Annotated in this window: 14 protein-coding genes; 5 read left to right on the forward strand and 9 right to left on the reverse strand. The window is 72.9% G+C overall.

What is annotated here, in order from left to right; translation table 11 throughout:
• Positions 1 to 6 precede the first annotated feature (6 nt).
• Positions 7 to 1,164 carry a ribosome small subunit-dependent GTPase A gene (gene rsgA / locus ACIP4X_RS22570; RefSeq protein ID WP_391459473.1) on the reverse strand — a complete coding sequence of 386 codons (1,158 nt, stop codon included), beginning with the start codon at positions 1,162 to 1,164 and terminating at the stop codon, positions 7 to 9.
• A 300-nt stretch (positions 1,165 to 1,464) separates the two neighbouring features.
• Positions 1,465 to 2,235, reverse strand: a complete 771-nt coding sequence (gene narI / locus ACIP4X_RS22575) for a respiratory nitrate reductase subunit gamma (RefSeq protein ID WP_358734436.1) — start codon at positions 2,233 to 2,235, stop codon at positions 1,465 to 1,467.
• 457 nt (positions 2,236 to 2,692) lie between these two features.
• On the opposite strand from narI, the gene ACIP4X_RS22580 reads away from it, so the two are divergent.
• Positions 2,693 to 3,115: a pyridoxamine 5'-phosphate oxidase family protein gene (locus ACIP4X_RS22580; protein WP_391459476.1), complete on the forward strand. Its 423-nt coding sequence runs from the start codon at positions 2,693 to 2,695 to the stop codon at positions 3,113 to 3,115.
• Between the two features lie 83 nt (positions 3,116 to 3,198).
• Here the strand turns inward: ACIP4X_RS22580 and ACIP4X_RS22585 are convergent, their stop codons facing one another.
• From ACIP4X_RS22585 to ACIP4X_RS22610, 6 genes are all read right to left on the reverse strand, one after another.
• Positions 3,199 to 4,176 carry an Acg family FMN-binding oxidoreductase gene (locus tag ACIP4X_RS22585; protein ID WP_358734439.1) on the reverse strand — a complete coding sequence of 326 codons (978 nt, stop codon included), beginning with the start codon at positions 4,174 to 4,176 and terminating at the stop codon, positions 3,199 to 3,201.
• A gap of 416 nt (positions 4,177 to 4,592) precedes the next feature.
• Positions 4,593 to 5,483: a pyridoxamine 5'-phosphate oxidase family protein gene (locus ACIP4X_RS22590; protein ID WP_358734441.1), complete on the reverse strand. Its 891-nt coding sequence runs from the start codon at positions 5,481 to 5,483 to the stop codon at positions 4,593 to 4,595.
• 95 nt (positions 5,484 to 5,578) lie between these two features.
• Positions 5,579 to 6,268: a response regulator transcription factor gene (locus tag ACIP4X_RS22595; protein ID WP_358734443.1), complete on the reverse strand. Its 690-nt coding sequence runs from the start codon at positions 6,266 to 6,268 to the stop codon at positions 5,579 to 5,581.
• Positions 6,269 to 6,411: 143 nt separating this feature from the next.
• A complete protein-coding gene (locus tag ACIP4X_RS22600; protein WP_391459479.1) occupies positions 6,412 to 8,796 on the reverse strand; it encodes a phosphoketolase in 2,385 nt (794 codons plus the stop codon).
• A 195-nt stretch (positions 8,797 to 8,991) separates the two neighbouring features.
• Positions 8,992 to 10,563: a cellulose binding domain-containing protein gene (locus tag ACIP4X_RS22605; protein ID WP_391459481.1), complete on the reverse strand. Its 1,572-nt coding sequence runs from the start codon at positions 10,561 to 10,563 to the stop codon at positions 8,992 to 8,994.
• A gap of 215 nt (positions 10,564 to 10,778) precedes the next feature.
• A complete protein-coding gene (locus ACIP4X_RS22610) occupies positions 10,779 to 12,119 on the reverse strand; it encodes a radical SAM protein (protein ID WP_391459483.1) in 1,341 nt (446 codons plus the stop codon).
• A gap of 169 nt (positions 12,120 to 12,288) precedes the next feature.
• On the opposite strand from ACIP4X_RS22610, the gene ACIP4X_RS22615 reads away from it, so the two are divergent.
• Positions 12,289 to 13,539, forward strand: a complete 1,251-nt coding sequence (locus ACIP4X_RS22615; protein WP_391459485.1) for a D-arabinono-1,4-lactone oxidase — start codon at positions 12,289 to 12,291, stop codon at positions 13,537 to 13,539.
• On the opposite strand, the gene ACIP4X_RS22620 is transcribed toward ACIP4X_RS22615, so the two are convergent.
• Positions 13,502 to 14,035, reverse strand: a complete 534-nt coding sequence (locus ACIP4X_RS22620) for an ATP-binding protein (protein WP_391459487.1) — start codon at positions 14,033 to 14,035, stop codon at positions 13,502 to 13,504. The two genes, ACIP4X_RS22615 and ACIP4X_RS22620, sit on opposite strands and share 38 nt — an antisense overlap.
• 84 nt (positions 14,036 to 14,119) lie before the next feature.
• On the opposite strand from ACIP4X_RS22620, the gene ACIP4X_RS22625 reads away from it, so the two are divergent.
• The 3 genes from ACIP4X_RS22625 (at position 14,120) to ACIP4X_RS22635 (ending at position 16,065) form a co-directional block, all read left to right on the forward strand.
• Complete coding sequence (locus ACIP4X_RS22625; RefSeq protein ID WP_391459489.1) at positions 14,120 to 14,974, forward strand: Scr1 family TA system antitoxin-like transcriptional regulator; 855 nt, start codon at positions 14,120 to 14,122, stop codon at positions 14,972 to 14,974.
• Complete coding sequence (locus tag ACIP4X_RS22630) at positions 14,971 to 15,276, forward strand: DUF397 domain-containing protein (RefSeq protein ID WP_358734454.1); 306 nt, start codon at positions 14,971 to 14,973, stop codon at positions 15,274 to 15,276. The genes ACIP4X_RS22625 and ACIP4X_RS22630 overlap by 4 nt, the downstream gene beginning before the upstream one ends.
• 339 nt (positions 15,277 to 15,615) lie before the next feature.
• Positions 15,616 to 16,065: a hypothetical protein gene (locus tag ACIP4X_RS22635; RefSeq protein ID WP_401350197.1), complete on the forward strand. Its 450-nt coding sequence runs from the start codon at positions 15,616 to 15,618 to the stop codon at positions 16,063 to 16,065.
• Positions 16,066 to 16,081: the final 16 nt, after the last annotated feature.

Genomic DNA, 16,081 nt, shown 5'->3' on the forward strand with positions numbered 1-16,081 from the left:
GACGAGTCAGTGCCACCGCCCCCGCTTGGCCTCCATCGCGGCCCGGCCCTCGGCGCCCTTGCGTTTCCAGTCCCGCCGGATCTCCGCGCGCAGCCGCGCGTCGGTCTTGGCGACGATCCACTGGTTCTCGCGCAGGAGCTTGCGGTAGCTCTCCAGCCGCCGCTGGGGCAGTTCACCGGCGTCGAGGGCGGCGAGCACCGCGCACCCGGGCTCGCTGTCGTGGGCGCAGTTGTGGAACCGGCACCGCCCGGCCAGCTCCTCGATCTCGGAGAACACCTGTCCGACCCCGCCCTCGGCGTCCCACAGGCCCACTCCGCGCAGCCCCGGGGTGTCGATCAGCACACCGCCGCCGGGCAGCGCGAGCAGGTTGCGGGTGGTGGTCGTGTGCCGGCCCTTGCCGTCGACGTCGCGCGCGGCCTGTACGACCATGACGTCGTCGCCGAGCAGCGCGTTCGCGAGCGTGGACTTGCCCGCTCCGGACGAGCCGAGCAGCACGGACGTGCCCGAGGAGACGACGGCGAGGAGGACGTCGAGCCCGTCCCCGGTCAGGGCGCTGACGGGCAGCACGGGCACGCCGGGCGCGCTCGTCTCCACGTCCTGGACGAGGTACCCGAGTCCCGTCGCGTCGGGCACGAGGTCGGCCTTGGTCAGGACGATCAGCGGCTGCGCGCCCGACTCCCAGGCCAGCGCCAGGTAGCGCTCGATACGGCCGAGATCGAGTTCGACGGCGAGGGACACCGCGACGATCGCGTGGTCGACGTTGGCGGCGAGGATCTGCCCCTCGGACCGCTTGGAGGAGGTGGAGCGCACGAAGGCGGTGCGGCGCGGCAGTGTCGTACGGACGTAGCGCGGGTTGCCGCCGGGCTCGACGGCGACCCAGTCGCCGGTGCACACCACCCGCAGCGGGTCGTGCGGGGTGACGAACGCGGTGTCGGCGCGCAGCACACCGCCGGCGGTGACGACGTCGCACTGTCCCCGGTCGACGCGGATCACCCGGCCCGGCAGCAGGCCTTCGGCGGTGTACGGGGTGAAGGCCGTCTCCCAGCCCTCGTCCCAGCCGTAGGGGGCGAGAGGGTGCGGTGAGACGGAAGACGGAAGAGAAGGGAGAGAAGGGAGAGAAGGGAGAGAAGGAACGGAAGGAACGGAAGAAGCGGAGGTACCCAAGGGGGGGACCCTTCACGAGGGCGGCCCCGACGGCCCGCGCGGGTGTGCGCGGGCGTGGCGGTGTCAGCCGGTGGCCGCGGAGGTGGAGTGGATGATCCTGGGATTGCGGGCAGCGCCCATCACCGAGACAGCCATGGGTCACACCTCCTCTTTCTCAACGAGAACTCACCGGAACTCACGGGAGCTCAGCGCACCGGAGCCGACCGGCAGCGAGGGCCGTCGGCCTCCGCTGGTCGCGCGCCTCACCGTAGGGGAGCGCGGTGAGGCGCCGCCACCGAATTACGGTGGCGGCGCCCGCCGTCATCCGATGCGTTCCCAGCCGCGTCGGGGCGGCCGCGTGCCGAGGCGGGGGTCGCGGCTGCGGTAGACGATGTAGGGGCGGGTGAGGTAGCCGAGCGGCGCGGTGAGCATGTGGACCAGCCGGGTGAAGGGCCAGGCGGCGAAGAGCAGCATGGCGCTGACGGCGTGGAGTTGGAACAGCAGCGGTACGCCGCTCATCAGGTCCGGGCGCGGTTGCACGGCGAAGATGGACCGGAACCAGGGGGAGATGGTCCGCCGGTAGTCGTAGCCCCCGCCGACGACGTTGGCGGCGACGGTCGCGGACAGTCCGAGCGCGATGGTCACGGTGAGCGAGACGTACATCGCCTTGTCGTTGCGGGTGGTGGCGGAGAACACCGAACCCACCGTGCGGCGGCGGTGGATGAGGATGGCGAGACCGCCCACCGTGCACAGCCCGGCGATGGTGCCGAGGACGACGGCCAGCCAGTGGTAGGTGGTCTCGCTGATGCCCACCGCCCGTGTCCAGCTCTCGGGAACGGCCAGGCCGCCGATGTGGCCGAGGAGCACGACGAGGATGCCGAAGTGGAACAGCGGGCTGCCGATCCGCAGCAGCCGTTTCTCGTAGAGCTGCGAGGAACGGGTGGTCCAGCCGAACTTGTCGTAGCGGTAGCGCCAGATGTGCCCGAGGACGAAGACGGCGAGGGCGAGGTAGGGCAGCACCACCCACAGCAGGATGCCGCCGGTGCCGGTCTGGGCCGCCGTGGAGAGGGGCTGCGCGGGTGCGGTCGTCATCGCGGGCCTCCTGCCGGGCCGGCCATGAACTGGGGTGGCGTGTAGGGGGCGAGGCCGACCTGTTCCTCGGGCGGGCCCTCGGCGGCGAGCCGGGCGACCGCCCGCTGCTCGTCGCCCTTCAGCGGCGGCAGCGTGGCGGAGACGGACTCCAGTAAGGCCGTCCAGGGCGAGTCCTCGGCGTGCAGGGCCAGGCGGAGCAGTTCGAGACCGGCGCGGTGCTCGGTGAGCCGCGCCGCTCCCTTCCGGGTCCGGTCCCGCCCGTTGGTCGCTCGCTTCCCCGGCGGACGGCGCCCGCCCGTTCACGAACGGCACGACCGCACCCGCGCACCAAAGGATTCCACCGACCGGGCCGTCCCGCCCCCCGAGGCGGCGGGACTTGAGGCGCCCGGCGGGACCCCGCCGAAGAGGGGGCCAACAGGCCCTAACGGCGGGCCGGGTGCGCGGCGACCATGGGAGGGTGTCCGACAACGATGGCTTTCGCTCGATGGACCGGCAGGAGTGCCTGCGCCTGATGGCCGAGGTACCGGTGGGCCGTGTCGTCTACACGCGGCAGGCGCTGCCCGCGGTGCTCCCCGTCAACTTCGCCCTGGCGGCTGACGCGTCCGTGCTGCTGCGCACCTCCGCCGGATCGGACCTCGTGCGCGCCGTCGACGGGGTCGTGGTCGCCTTCGAGGCGGACGCCTTCGACGCGGAGAGCCGGTCGGGCTGGAGCGTGGTCGTCACCGGCCGGGCCACCGTGGTCACCGATCCGGTCGAGCACGAGCGTCTCCTGCGCACCGGGCCGCGTTCCTGGATGCCGATCGAGGAGGACGTCTTCGTCCGCATCGAGGCCACCATGGTCACCGGACGGGAACTCACGGATCTGCGCGTCCCGGGCTGAGCGGCCGCGCGACGACGGTTCGACGACCCGGGCGGGCCGGGGCAGGCGTGCGGGACGCCGCCCGGCCCGCCCGTCGTGTGCGTTCACCCCGTCCCTTCGGCCCATGCGCCGGCCGCGCGCGGGGTGCGGCCGCCGTCCGGGCCGTAGCCGAAGCGGATCAGCAGGTGGGGGCGGCAGCGGAGTCGCGGCGCGGCCATCGCCGCCCGCAGGTCGGGCCACTCCATCGCCTGGTGCAGCATCGAGGTGCGCACCCCGTACCGGGTGGCCACCAGCAGGGCCCGCTGCATCCCCTGGCCCGCGCGCAGCCAGTCCTCCCGCCGGTCGTGCGGGGTCCACAGGAGGGCCACCTGCGCGTGCCGTTCGAAACGCAGCGCGGGCGGACGCAGCCCCGGCAGCGGGCCGGTGAAGTCCCGCACGGGCATCCGCCCGGCCGTGTCCCGCGGGCCCAGCGAGGTGAGCGGGATGCCGTGCGGGAAGGGGGTGTCCGGCGCGTTGACCCAGGCCCTGCTCTCGGCGGTGCGGGCCGGGTCGGCGGCGTTGCGCGCCTCGGCTCGCGCGGTCAGGCCCAGCAGGTGCCGGGTGCCCGCGAAGTCGGGTACGTCCAGGTGGGCCCCCTCGGTCCGGGCCGCCTTGACCATCTCCAGCACGATGTGCTCCGGCACCGGCCGTCCGGTGAACGGCATCCGGCTGGTGTGCCGGCGCGCGATCGCGTCGTACAGGCCGTCGTACGACGGCCGCGTGTCCGGCGCCGCCACGAACAGCCGGACGGTGGCCAGCAGGCCGGGGTCGCCCGGGTCGGGCAGGAGCGTCACGAGGGGGTCCCAGCCGAGGTGGGCCGCGGCGACCCGCAGGTTGAGGACGGCCGCGCCCACGGAGAGGTGCTGGGCACGCTGCACCGGATCGGTCAGTGGCAGGGACCGTGAGTCCGCGCGGACGTGGACGGTCCGGGTGCCGGCGTCCATGCCGAACCGCCAGGGCTGGGTGTTGTGGATCGACGGAGCCGCCACGGCCGAGTACAGCAGGCTCTCCAGGGTGGTCGCGTCGACTACCGGTGTCCGCATGACGGCTCCTCCCGTGGGCTCCCCTGTCGCTTCCCCGCCCACCCTCCGCCGCCGGCGGGCCGGGCCGGAAGGGCTCAGCGGGCCCTCGGTGGGGCCGCAGGTCCCGACCCGGTCCGCGGCCGGCCGCCGGGGCCGGACGGCCCTGGTGCCGCGACGGCCCGTGTGGTGTCATGGGAGTGACGGGAAGGATCGGAAGACGCGGGGAAGCGGCGAGAGGCCGCGCACCGCGCAATCAGGATCCGCGAGAAGTGGATTGTCCTTCCCGTCCATTCCTGCCCGCCGCACCCGGGCCATTCGCGTGCGTCGCTCCCCGGCATTCGTGTGCGCCGCGCCCGGAGACGTCCTGGCCCGGTGTCCGTCGCGCCCGTCCCTTCGTGTCCGGCCGGAGCCCGGGCCCGGTCCCTGCACCGGCCCGCTCACCGGTCCGCGGGGGTGATGCGGCGTCCTGTGAGACGGGCGGGGCGGATGCGCACCCAGAGGGTCCGGGGCCCGCCCGCCCAGGGGTCGGAGTGGGCCCGCTCCCCCAGCCGGCGTACGGCATCGGCCTCCGTGACCGCCTCGGCGCGGCCGACCGCCAGCACGCTCCAGCCCTGGCTCGTCGTCTCGTCGACGTGGTCCACCTCGAAGGCCACCTCGTGGCCGACGGCGCAGGCGGCGACCGTGCCGGGCTCGGTGCGGAAGACGAGGTCGTCGTCCACCACGTCGTAGTTGACCGGGAAGACGGCGGGCCCGTCCGGGCCGGTCAGCGCGACACGTCCCACTCCGTGCGTGGACAGCAGCGTCCGGCACTCGTCAGGGCCGAGGTCGGTCAGGCGGGGGTGGAGCAGTGCCTGCCCCTGCCCGGGTGGCAGGTCCTGGTCGCCGCCGCTCAGCGTCAGCAGCGTGGTGTCCAGCGCGTCGGCCAGCCGCACGACGGTCCCCGTCCCGGGCGCCGAGGGGCGCTGCTCCAGATACGCGAGGTACTGCGGGGACATCCGGGCCCGGCCCGCCGTCTCCTCCAGGCTCAGTCCCCGCTCTCGACGGGCGGCCGCCAGACGCCGGCCGAAGTCCCCCGGCCGGGCGCGCCCCGTGCTGGAGGGCTCCTCGGGGGCCGGTCCGCCGACCGCGGTCTCCCCGTCCTCGGCCGGGTGCCGGACGTGGGCGTCCGGGCCGGGGAACACCAGCGTGATCTCCCCGGTGTCGGACCAGCGCACGTCGTACGGCGGGGTGCCGTCCTCGTGGTGCAGGCCGACGATCTCGCCGTCGCGCCGCAGGTCTCCGGTGGCCGGGCTTTCGACGACCAGCCGGTCGCCGAGCTGAGCGTGCATGGCGATGCCTCCCTCAAGGGGGTCCGCACTCCAGGATCCCCCGCCCCCGGCGCCCGCACCAACGGGCCCGGGGGCCCGGCCGCGCGAGGCCCCGGTCAGGAGGTTCCGCGCAGCCGGTCCTTGGCCTGGGTGGCGATGACGGCGGCCTGGATGCGCCGCTCCACGCCGAGCTTGGCGAGCAGGCGGGAGATGTGGTTCTTCACCGTCTTCTCGGCCAGGTAGAGGCGCTGGCCGATCTGGCGGTTGGTCAGGCCCTCGCCGATCAGGGCCAGGATCTCCCGTTCCCGGTCGGTCAGTCCGGGCAGCGTGTCCGGCTCCTCCTGCGGCTGCTGTCCGCCGCGCAGCCGGGCCATCAGCTTCGTGGCGGCGCTGGGGTCGAGCAGCGACTGGCCGCCGGCCACGGTGCGCACCGCCGAGACCAGGTCCGAGCCCCGGATCTGCTTCAGCACGTAGCCGGAGGCGCCCGCCATGATCGAGTCCAGCAGTGCCTCCTCGTCGTCGAACGAGGTCAGCATCAGACAGGCCAGTTCCGGCAGGCGGGAACGCAGCTCGCGGCAGACGGTCACGCCGTCGCCGTCCGGCAGGCGGACGTCGAGCACCGCCACGTCCGGGCGCAGGGCGGGGACGCGCACCAGGGCCTGGTCGGCGGTGGCGGCCTCGCCCACCACCGTGATGTCCGGTTCGTCGTTCAGCAGGTCGTGCACCCCGCGCCGCACCACCTCGTGGTCGTCGAGGAGGAAGACCCGGATCGGGGTGTCCGGTCCGGCCTGCTCGCGGTCCGCCATCGGTCGCTCCTTGTGAATGTGTCGGCTTTCCTCAAGGATCCTTCCCCGAAGCACGTGTGCGGACCAGGGCCGGTCGGCCCTGGTCCGCACACGCCCTCGATGGGATCCTGTCCGCCGCCCGTGCGCCGGGGAGGGCGTCCCGGTCAGCCGTCCCAGGACCAGTCCGCCACCTCGGGCAGGTCCACGCCGTGCTCCCGGATCCAGGCGTGGTGGCGCAGCCGGGTGTCCTCCATGCGCTGGCGGACGGCGGCGGCGCGCACCGCGAGGCCGGGGACGCGGTCGATGACGTCCATGACCAGGCGGTAGCGGTCCAGGTCGTTGCCGACCACCATGTCGAACGGCGTGGTCGTGGTGCCGATCTCCTTGTAGCCGCGCACGTGCAGGTGGGGGTGGCCGGCCCGCCGGTAGGCCAGGCGGTGGATCAGCCACGGGTAGCCGTGGTAGGCGAAGATCACCGGCTTGTCCCGGGTGAACAGCCCGTCGTACTCGAAGTCGGTCATCCCGTGCGGGTGCTCCTCACTGGGCAGCAGCCGGGCGATGTCGACGACGTTGACCACGCGCAGGGCCAGGTCGGGCAGGTGCCGGCGCAGCAGCTGGGCCGCGGCCAGCACCTCCTGGGTGGGCACGTCGCCCGCGCAGGCCAGCACGACGTCCGGTTCGCGGGTGCCGTCCTCGGTGCTGGCCCAGTCCCAGATGCCGGCGCCGCGCGCACAGTGCACGGTGGCCTCCTCCATGGAGAGCCAGTCGAAGCAGGGCTGCTTGCCGGCGACGATCACGTTGACGTAGTCGCGGCTGCGGAGCGTGTGGTCGGCCACGGAGAGCAGGGTGTTGGCGTCCGGCGGGAAGTAGACCCGGACCGCTTCGGGGCTCTTGTTGAGGATGTGGTCGACGAAGCCGGGGTCCTGATGGGAGAAGCCGTTGTGGTCCTGGCGCCACACGTGCGAGGTCAGCAGGTAGTTGAACGAGGCGATGGGGGCCCGCCAGGACAGCCTGCGGGTGGTGCGCAGCCATTTGATGTGCTGGTTGACCATCGAGTCGACGATGTGCACGAAGGCCTCGTAGCAGGAGAACAGTCCGTGCCGGCCGGTGAGGAGGTAGCCCTCCAGCCAGCCCTGGCAGGTGTGTTCGGACAGGATCTCCATCACCCGGCCGTGCGGGTCGAGGTGCTCGTCCACCGGCAGGGTCAGGGCCTGCCAGGCCTTTCCGCTGGCGCCGTAGACGGCCTGGAGGCGGTTGGAGGCGGTCTCGTCGGGGCCGAGGAGCCGGAAGTCGCGCCGGTCGGTGGTGGCGGCCATGACGTCCTCGAGCAGGTCGCCGAGGACGCGGGTGGGCTCGTGCAGGGTGGCGCCGGGCTTGTCGACCTCGACGGCGTACTTCTCCAGCGGGGGCAGCGGCAGTTCGCGCAGCAGGAGGCCGCCGTTGGCGTGGGGGTTGGCGCCGAGGCGGCGGGTGCCGTGCGGGACGCAGGCCAGCACGTCGGGGCGCGGGGCGCCGTGCTCGTCGAACAGTTCCCCGGGGCGGTACGAGCGCAGCCACCGCTCCAGTTGCCGCAGGTGCTCGGGGTTGTCCCGGACGCCGGCCAGCGGGACCTGGTGGGCGCGCCAAGTGCCCTCCACGGGCACCCCGTCGACCTCGGCGGGACCGGTCCAGCCCTTGGGGGTGCGCAGCACGATCATGGGCCAGCGGGGCCGCTCGGTGGCGCCGTCGGTTCGGGCGGCGCGCTGGAGGGCGGCGATGCGGTCGAGGGCGGTGTCCATGGCCGCTGCCATGGCGCGGTGCACGGCGGCGGGGTCGTCGCCGGTGACGTGGATCGGGTCGTGGCCGTAGCCGCGGAGCAGTTCGTCGAGTTCCGCCTCGGGGAGGCGGGCCAGGACGGCCGGGTTGGCGATCTTGTAGCCGTTGAGGTGCAGGACCGGCAGGACCGCTCCGTCGTGGACCGGGTCGAGGAACTTGTTGGAGTGCCAGGACGCGGCCAGCGGGCCGGTCTCCGCCTCGCCGTCGCCGATCACGCAGGTGACGACCAGGTCCGGGTTGTCGAGCGCGGCGCCGTAGGCGTGGGAGAGGGAGTAGCCGAGTTCGCCGCCCTCGTGGATGGAGCCCGGTGTCTCGGGGGCGACGTGGCTGGGCACCCCGCCGGGGAAGGAGAACTGCTTGAACAGCCGCGCCATGCCGGGGGCGTCCCGGGTGATGTCCGGATAGGTCTCGGTGTACGAGCCCTCCAGCCAGGAGTTGGCCAGCACGGCGGGCCCGCCGTGGCCGGGGCCCCAGACGCACAGGGCGTTCAGGTCGCGGGCCCTGATGACGCGGTTGAGGTGGGTGTGGACCAGGTTGAGGCCGGGCGAGGTGCCCCAGTGGCCGAGCAGGCGCGGCTTGATGTGTTCCGGGCGCAGCGGTTCGGCCAGCAGCGGGTTGCCCATGAGGTAGATCTGGCCGACGGAGAGGTAGTTCGCGGCACGCCAGTGGGCGTCCAGCGTCGCGAGCTCCTCGTCCGTGAGCCCGGCGGCTGCCTGCTGCGTCTCGACGGACATCGGGTTTCCTTCCGGGTCGGGACAGCGGTCGGGGTACGGCGTACGGGTGGGGGTGTACGGGTGGGAATACCGCGTGCCGGTGGCACACGGTCCCACCCTCCATGTCCCGCCCGGGTACCCGACAGGGCCGTTCGGGTCACTCCTCGGGCCGGGCGCCGGGGCGCCGGGCCCGCGGGGCCGTTCGCGGGTCCGGGGTCAGCCCGTCGCGCAGCTGTGCCCGTTGAGCGTGAAGTCGTACGGCGCGGAGTTGTGCCCCTGCCAGGTGCCGAGGAAGCCGAAGGACAGCGTGCCGTTCGCGGGGACGGACTTGTTGTACTCGGCGGCGGTGGCGGTGACGCGGGAGCCGTTCTGGACGACGGTCGCGTCCCACATCTGGCCCACCCGCTGCCCGTCCGCGAAGGACCAGGCGACGCGCCAGGTGTCCAGGGAGCGTGCGGTGGTGACGGTCACCTTGGCCTGGAAGCCGTCGGTCCACTGGTACGTCCGGTCGTAGTCGACCCGGCAGATCCCCGTCCCGCCGCTGTCCGGCCCGCCGGTTCCCGTGCCGCCGGGCTCCGGGCCGCCCGTCCCGTCCCCGTCCTTCGCCGGGTCGGGCGAGTCGCCGCCGGACGCGGTGGCCGAGGCGGTGCCCTGCGGTTCCGGGTCGGGGTTCTCACGCCCCGACCGGGTCGCCGCGCCGCTCGCGGACGACTCGTGGACCGCGGACACCGAGGCCGGGACGGATGCGGACGGCAGGGGCTCGGCGGCCGGCGGACCGGCATCCGGGTCGAGGGCCGGGCGACCGTCGGTGACCGGCAGGCGGGCGGCGTCGTCGCGCGTGTCGTCGTTGGCGGAACCGCCGAACGGCATCATCGACACGGCCAGCGCCAGCCCGGACAGGGCGACCGCGGCGGCGAGCAGACCGCCGCGCACGATCCGCGCACGGGCGGCGCCCTGCTGCGGCTCCCCGCCGTTGTCCGCCACCGCGGGGCGGCGGGCACCGAGGCGCACCTCGGCGGCCCGGCGGCGGCGCTCCAGGTAGGCGAGGCCGCCCCAGCCGATGACGCCGCCGGCCAGCGCGGCGGGCAGTCCGCCGCCGTGCGGCCGCAGACAGGCGGCGGCCTGCGCGCACCCCTCGCAGGTGGCGAGGTGCCGGGAGAGGTCCTCCGGGGTCTCCGTGGCCGACGCGGAACGGGTGACCGCGTCCAGCAGCCCGGCGTAGCCGCGGCACTCCACGTCCATCGGGGTGTCGAGGTGGTTGCGGCGGCAGCGGTCCCGGAACAGGGTCCGCACCTGGTCGAGTTCCTCGGACATCCGCGCGGGGTCCAGGCCCAGCCGGCGGGCCACCACGGTCGACGGCAGCGCCTCCACCTCGGCCAGCCACAGGAGCCTGGCGTCCGGTTCCTGGAGGTCCCGCAGGGTGCGCAGTGCGAGCGGGCGCCGAGGCGGCGGGCCGCTCCAGCGTGCGGCCTGGTCGGAGTTGAGCCACAGACGCAGGTCAGGGGCGAGCCGGTCCCCCAGTCCGTCGGCCTCCCAGGACGCGGCGGTGGTGCGCACGGCGGCCAGCGTCAGCGGGATCGCGGGCAGCCGGGGCGTACGGCGGCCCCGGGACGCGCCGGCCTCCGCGGCCCGGACCTCGCGCACACCCGCCGCGAAGGCCTCCGCGGCCAGTTGCCCGGCCGCCTCCGAGCCGGCGGTGCACAGGTCGGCGTAGGAGAGCACGGCGTCCCAGCACTCGGCAAGCAGCGCGGCCTCGGTCGCGTCCTTGGGGCTCGGCAGGTCGGGCATGGGTCTCCTGCATCCACGGGCGAGGTCAACTCTCTGCGCTCAGGGAGAAGTTGGGGGGCACCTCGGGGTAGAGCACGAGCTTTTCACGCCTTTGACACAACTGACAAGCCACGTATGCAATTGTCGTGACGGATCCCGTGGTCCTCGACTCCGCTCCGTAGTACGGACCGAAGTCCCCAATCGACTCACGGGACCCGAAAACGCGCGGCTGAGGGCTACCGCGCCGCCCCCTCGGCCTCCGGGGACGTCTCCTCCGCCGCCGACAGGCTGTCCATGAAGGAACTGACCGAGAACACCGCGTTGCCGGGGCCGGCCGGGCCGTAGCCGGGGGGCGAGGAGAGACCGAAGTCGTCCATCGTCGCGCGGTAGGCTTCGAGGAGCCGGATGTGGTACTCCAGCGGCGCGCCCTGCGGGTTGGCCTTGCCGAGCGGGGTGGTGGGCTCCGGGCACCAGGTGGTGAAGCGGGGCGTGATGCCGTGCGACATGAAGAAGCGCAGGCCCTCGGTGGTGGACGCGATGGCCTCGTCGACGGTGGTGAAGCCGAAGGGCTCGGCCATCTCCACGCCCGCCACGAAGTTGGGGATCACGTTGCGCGCGCCGAACACCTCGGCGGAGTCCAGGATGCGGCGGTGCCACTCGTCGCGGCCGACGTAGCGTTCCTTGCCCGGGCAGTACAGCTCGAACAGACGGCGGTCCCACACCTCGAAGTTGGGGTGGTAGATCTGCACGCCGTAGTCCTTGAACCGCTGCACGTCCGGCTTCGGCAGCGCCTGCGCGACGACCTTGCCGATCCAGCGGCCGGGGAAGCGCTCCTCGATGGCCTTGGCGTAGTGGCCGTAGAAGTCGGCCTCGTCGCGGCCCGCCACCTTGGACGTGACGGCGCCGCCGGTGAGGGTGTACGCGGTGGACGCCTTCTGGGTGTCGTACCGGTCGATGATCTCCAGCGCCTCCAGGACTTCGTCCACGTCCTTGACGCCGGTGTAGGGCCGGCCGGCCGCCTTGTGCTGGCGCCAGTTGTGGTTGATGTCGCAGTACTGGCACTCCTCCTTGGCGCCGAAGTACTGGCAGACCCGGAAGACGGTGAGGTAGATCAGGTAGCCCCACTGGATGGTCGGGGCGACCTCCATCACGGACTTCCCGTTGGACAGCGTGTGCCGGTAGTACTCGGGCATGGGCGGCACACCGACGTCGGCGATCCGCTTCCCGTCCAGGTAGAGCCCGAGCAGCCCCTCGCCGTCGGCGGCGACGCGGTAGGGCGAGGCGGGATTCACCCGTACGGAGACGACGGTCCGCCGCAGGTCGTACGGTCCGCCGGTGAGGATGATCTCCTCCGGCGGCCGCCGCAGCGCGGCCTCGCCCAGCTCGGGCAGGGTGCCGTGGTCGAAGGAGAAGATGAAGTACGACTTCGGCTTGACCTCGCCGCTCTCGTTGTCACTGAGCGCGGACGGGTCGAAGGCCACGCCGCCCCGGAGCAGATCCTCCTTGAAGACGGCCTCCCGCGGCACGTGCGGGAAGCGCTCCATCAGATCCTCGACCAGCTCGGTACGGCTGCCCATCCCGTTGACTCCTCCCGACTCGGGTGTACGACTTCTCACGGTATGCCTACGCTCGCGCGCAGGTCGTGCCGGGTCCCCCGCACGGAGGCCGTGAACCTCTGTCGGGTGGCCGTCGGGTACGTTCCCCCGTGACCTTGTGGGCCGTGGTGTGAGGGTGAGGCGGAGCGGGATGACCGGGACTGGAACCGTGACCAACTGGGCGGGGAACATCACCTACAGCGCCGCGGAGGTGGAACGGCCGGGCTCGCTCGACGCCGTGCGGGAGCTGGTCGCCCGCAGTGCGCGGGTGCGGGTGCTGGGCAGCGGGCACTCCTTCAACGAGATCGCCGACCCGGGCGCCGGGGGCACCCTGCTGTCCCTGGAGGCGATGCCCGCCGAGGCCGACGTCGACACGGCGGCCCGCACGGTCCGGGTGGCCGGCGGTCTGCGGTACGCGGAACTCGCCCGCCGGGTGCACGCGCACGGCCTCGCCCTGCCCAACATGGCCTCCCTGCCGCACATCTCGGTGGCCGGCTCGGTGGCGACCGGCACCCACGGCTCCGGCGTGGGCAACGGACCGCTGGCCGCGCCCGTGCGCGAGGTGGAGATCGTCACCGCGGACGGCTCGACGGCCGTCATCGGCCGCGGCGACCCGCGGTTCGGCGGCGCCGTCACCTCCCTCGGCGCGCTCGGCGTGGTCACCGCCCTCACCCTCGACCTGGAGCCCGCCTACGAGGTCGAACAGCACCTGTTCACCGAACTCCCCCTGGAGGGGCTGGACTACGAGACGGTGGCGGCCGCCGCGTACAGCGTCAGCCTGTTCACCGACTGGCGCGACCCGGGCTTCCGCCAGGTGTGGCTCAAGCGGCGCACCGACCAGCCGCTGCCCGCCTTCCCCTGGGCGGTGCCCGCCAAGGTCGCGCTGCACCCGGTGCCGGGCATGCCCGCGGAGAACTGCACCCGGCAGTTCGGCGTGCCCGGCCCCTGGCACGAGCGACTGCCGCACTTCCGCGCCGAGTTCACCCCGAGCAGCGGCGCCGAGCTCCAGTCCGAGTACCTGCTGCCGCGCCGGTACGCCCTCGACCTCCTGCACGCGCTCGACGCGATCCGGGAGACGGTCGCCCCGGTGCTCCAGACGTGCGAGATCCGCACCGTCGCCGCCGACGAGCAGTGGCTGAGCCCCTCCTACGGCCGGGACACCATCGCCGCGCACTTCACCTGGGTCGAGGACACGGCCACGGTGCTGCCGGTGGTGCGCCGTCTGGAGGAGGCGCTGGCCGGCCTCGAACCCCGCCCGCACTGGGGCAAGGTGTTCACCACCCCGTCGGCCGTACTGCGCGAGCGTTACCCGCGCCTGGACGACTTCCGCGCGCTGGCCCGGGAGCTGGACCCGGCCGGAAAGTTCACGAACGCCTTCCTCGCGGACCTCCTGGCTCCGTGACCCGCACCTCCGCCCACACCACCTTGTAGGCACGGCCCGCCCGTCGCTCCACGCCCCACCGCTCGGACACGGCGGCCACCAGCACGAGTCCGCGCCCGCCCTCGCCGTCCGGCTCCCGCACCACCGGGAGCCGTTCGGTCCGCGCGTCGGCCACCTCCACCCGGACGACCGCGCCCTCCCACAACAGCCGGACGCGGAAGTCCCGCCCGGCGACGCGGCCGTGCCGGACGGCGTTGGCGGCGAGTTCGGCGACCACCAGGGTCACGTCCTCGCCCGCCTCGCTTCCGTACGGGAAACCCCAGGCGTCCATCCGATGCGCCACGAGCCGCCGCGCGAGCCGGGCACCGCGCGGGGTGCAACTGAACAACTGGCTGAACATACGTACGGTGACGGGCTCCTGGAGCCGGTGGTCTGACGTGCATGGCCCGACGGTCGCGCAGGTCACACGGGCCGAACCAGGCACGGCGCTCGTACGCCGCACACTGTAGGAGTTCACGCCATGGACAGTGGGTGTCACGGGGCGTGACCCTGGGTGCCCTCGCGGAGTTGGGAACTTCAGCGGACTCGGGGGTTACCTGCCATGACCGAAACCACCAGCACCAACACGGCCACGACGACGACCACCGGCGAGCCCGAACCGTCGGACAGCATGAAGGCGTTCGGCGCGGCGCACAAGGCCTTCCGCAAACGGGCGGGCTACACCCAGGAGGACTACGCCCCGCTCGTCGGCTACCAGCCGGGAACCGTGGCGTCGATCAAACAGGGCCGACGCTTCCCGCCCCGCGTGTTCGTCGAGCGCGCGGAGGAGGTCCTGGACGCCTTCGGCGCGTTGAAGGGCGTGTACAAGCACGTCGGCCGGGAGAAGGGCCTGGCGTCCTGGTTCCGCCAGTGGGCGGAGCTGGAGGAGCAGGCGATCAGTCTGTACACCTTCGAGAACCGGCTGGTGCCGGGGCTTTTGCAGACGGAGGCGTATGCGCGGAGGCTGTTCAGCGAACGTCTTCCGCTGCTCACCGACTCGCAGATCGAGGCGATGATCACGGCTCGCATGGAGCGCCAGTGCCTGCTTGCCGAGCGAACGGCCACGGCGTACAGCTTCATCGTCGAGGAGCACGTCTTCAGACGGCGGACCGGCGGCACCGACGTCACCAACCAGTTGATCGACCACATCCTGGAAGCAGCGGAACTCCGGAACGTGGAGTTTCAGTTGATGCCGATGGATCGCGACGTCCACGCGGGGCTCAACGGCCCCATGCAGTTGCTGGAGACCCCGGAGAACGAGTGGTTCGGTTACTGCGAAGGCCAGGAAAGCGGGCAGCTCATCATCACTCCCAAAACGATCAGCGTGCTCCACATGCGCTATGCGAAACTGCGTTCGCAGGCCCTCACTCCGGAGGACTCCCGGAGCCTGCTGGAGCAGATGCGAGGAGCGCCATGAGCACCGATGAACTGGCCTGGTTCAAGAGCAGCTACAGCGGGACCGACGGCGACGACTGCGTCGAAGTAGCCCTCGCCTGGTTCAAGAGCAGCTACAGCAGCGGCACCGACGGCGACTGCGTCGAAGTGGCCCTCGCCTGGCGTAAATCGACGTACAGCGGCGACAGTTCAGGCGACTGCGTCGAGGTGGCCGCCTGCCCCGGCACCGTCCATGTCCGCGACTCCAAGAACACCGCCGGCGCTCAGCTCGCCCTCTCCCCCACCTCCTGGTCGGAGTTCATAGGGTTCGCCGCGCATGAGTGACCTCTGCTTCGACGTGTCCGGCAGCGGGCCCGTGCTGCTCGTCCTCCCCGGTGGGGCCGGGCATCCCATGGGGCTGGACCGGATGACGGCGCGTCTCGGCCGCCGCTTCACCGCCGTGACCTACGACCCCCTCGGCCTCGCCCACGGACGGCTCGGGCAGCCCGTCGCCGACCAGCGGGCCGAGGAGTGGAGCGACGGGGCGCGCCGGGTACTCGACGAGGTACTGTCCGACGGGGAGTCGGCCTACGCGGCACCAGCTCCGGCGGCATCGCCGCCCTGGACCTGCTGGCCCGTCACCCCGAACGGCTGCGGCACGTCGTCGCCCACGAGCCTCCGTGCTTGGCGGCGCTGCCGGACGGCGCACGGCAGCGGGAGCGGTTCCGGGAGGTGTACGACACGTACCGGGCGGCGGGGCCGCAGGCCGCGGGAGCGCGGCTCGCCGCTGTGCTGGAGGAACGGGAGGCGGAAGAGGACGGTCCGGGCGGCCAACCTCTCTCCCGCGACGAGGAGTTGTCCTCTCCGATGGCTCTCTTCCTCGCTCATGTGCTCGTTCCGTTCACCTCGTACGTGCCGCACCCGGCGCCTTTCTCGGCACCTCTGACGCTCGCTGCCGGCGCCGACTCCCGCGGGCAACTCCTGCACCGCACCGCCGCGTTCCTCGCCGAGCGGTACGGCGGCGGCTTCGCGGAGTTCCCCGGGGGACACATCGGCGCCGTCCAGCACCCTGAGGCGTTCGCGGACCGCCTCGCGGAGGCGCTGGGGGCCGGCCGCACGGGCGTGGAGGGCTGAAACAGCCCGCTCCCGC

It is taken from the genome of Streptomyces sp. NPDC088817 (assembly GCF_044750345.1).
Taxonomy (GTDB): domain Bacteria; phylum Actinomycetota; class Actinomycetes; order Streptomycetales; family Streptomycetaceae; genus Streptomyces.

What these genes read in the sequence shown, in the direction of transcription:
- ACIP4X_RS22605 (WP_391459481.1), bottom strand. Translation starts at nt 10,563, where the DNA reads ATGCCCGACCTGCCGAGCCCCAAGGACGCGACCGAGGCCGCGCTGCTT.
- ACIP4X_RS22590 (WP_358734441.1), bottom strand. Translation starts at nt 5,483, where the DNA reads ATGCACGCTCAGCTCGGCGACCGGCTGGTCGTCGAAAGCCCGGCCACC.
- ACIP4X_RS22615 (WP_391459485.1), top strand. Translation starts at nt 12,289, where the DNA reads ATGACCGGGACTGGAACCGTGACCAACTGGGCGGGGAACATCACCTAC.
- ACIP4X_RS22610 (WP_391459483.1), bottom strand. Translation starts at nt 12,119, where the DNA reads ATGGGCAGCCGTACCGAGCTGGTCGAGGATCTGATGGAGCGCTTCCCG.
- ACIP4X_RS22600 (WP_391459479.1), bottom strand. Translation starts at nt 8,796, where the DNA reads ATGTCCGTCGAGACGCAGCAGGCAGCCGCCGGGCTCACGGACGAGGAG.
- ACIP4X_RS22625 (WP_391459489.1), top strand. Translation starts at nt 14,120, where the DNA reads ATGACCGAAACCACCAGCACCAACACGGCCACGACGACGACCACCGGC.
- ACIP4X_RS22630 (WP_358734454.1), top strand. Translation starts at nt 14,971, where the DNA reads ATGAGCACCGATGAACTGGCCTGGTTCAAGAGCAGCTACAGCGGGACC.
- narI (WP_358734436.1), bottom strand. Translation starts at nt 2,235, where the DNA reads ATGACGACCGCACCCGCGCAGCCCCTCTCCACGGCGGCCCAGACCGGC.
- ACIP4X_RS22595 (WP_358734443.1), bottom strand. Translation starts at nt 6,268, where the DNA reads ATGGCGGACCGCGAGCAGGCCGGACCGGACACCCCGATCCGGGTCTTC.
- ACIP4X_RS22585 (WP_358734439.1), bottom strand. Translation starts at nt 4,176, where the DNA reads ATGCGGACACCGGTAGTCGACGCGACCACCCTGGAGAGCCTGCTGTAC.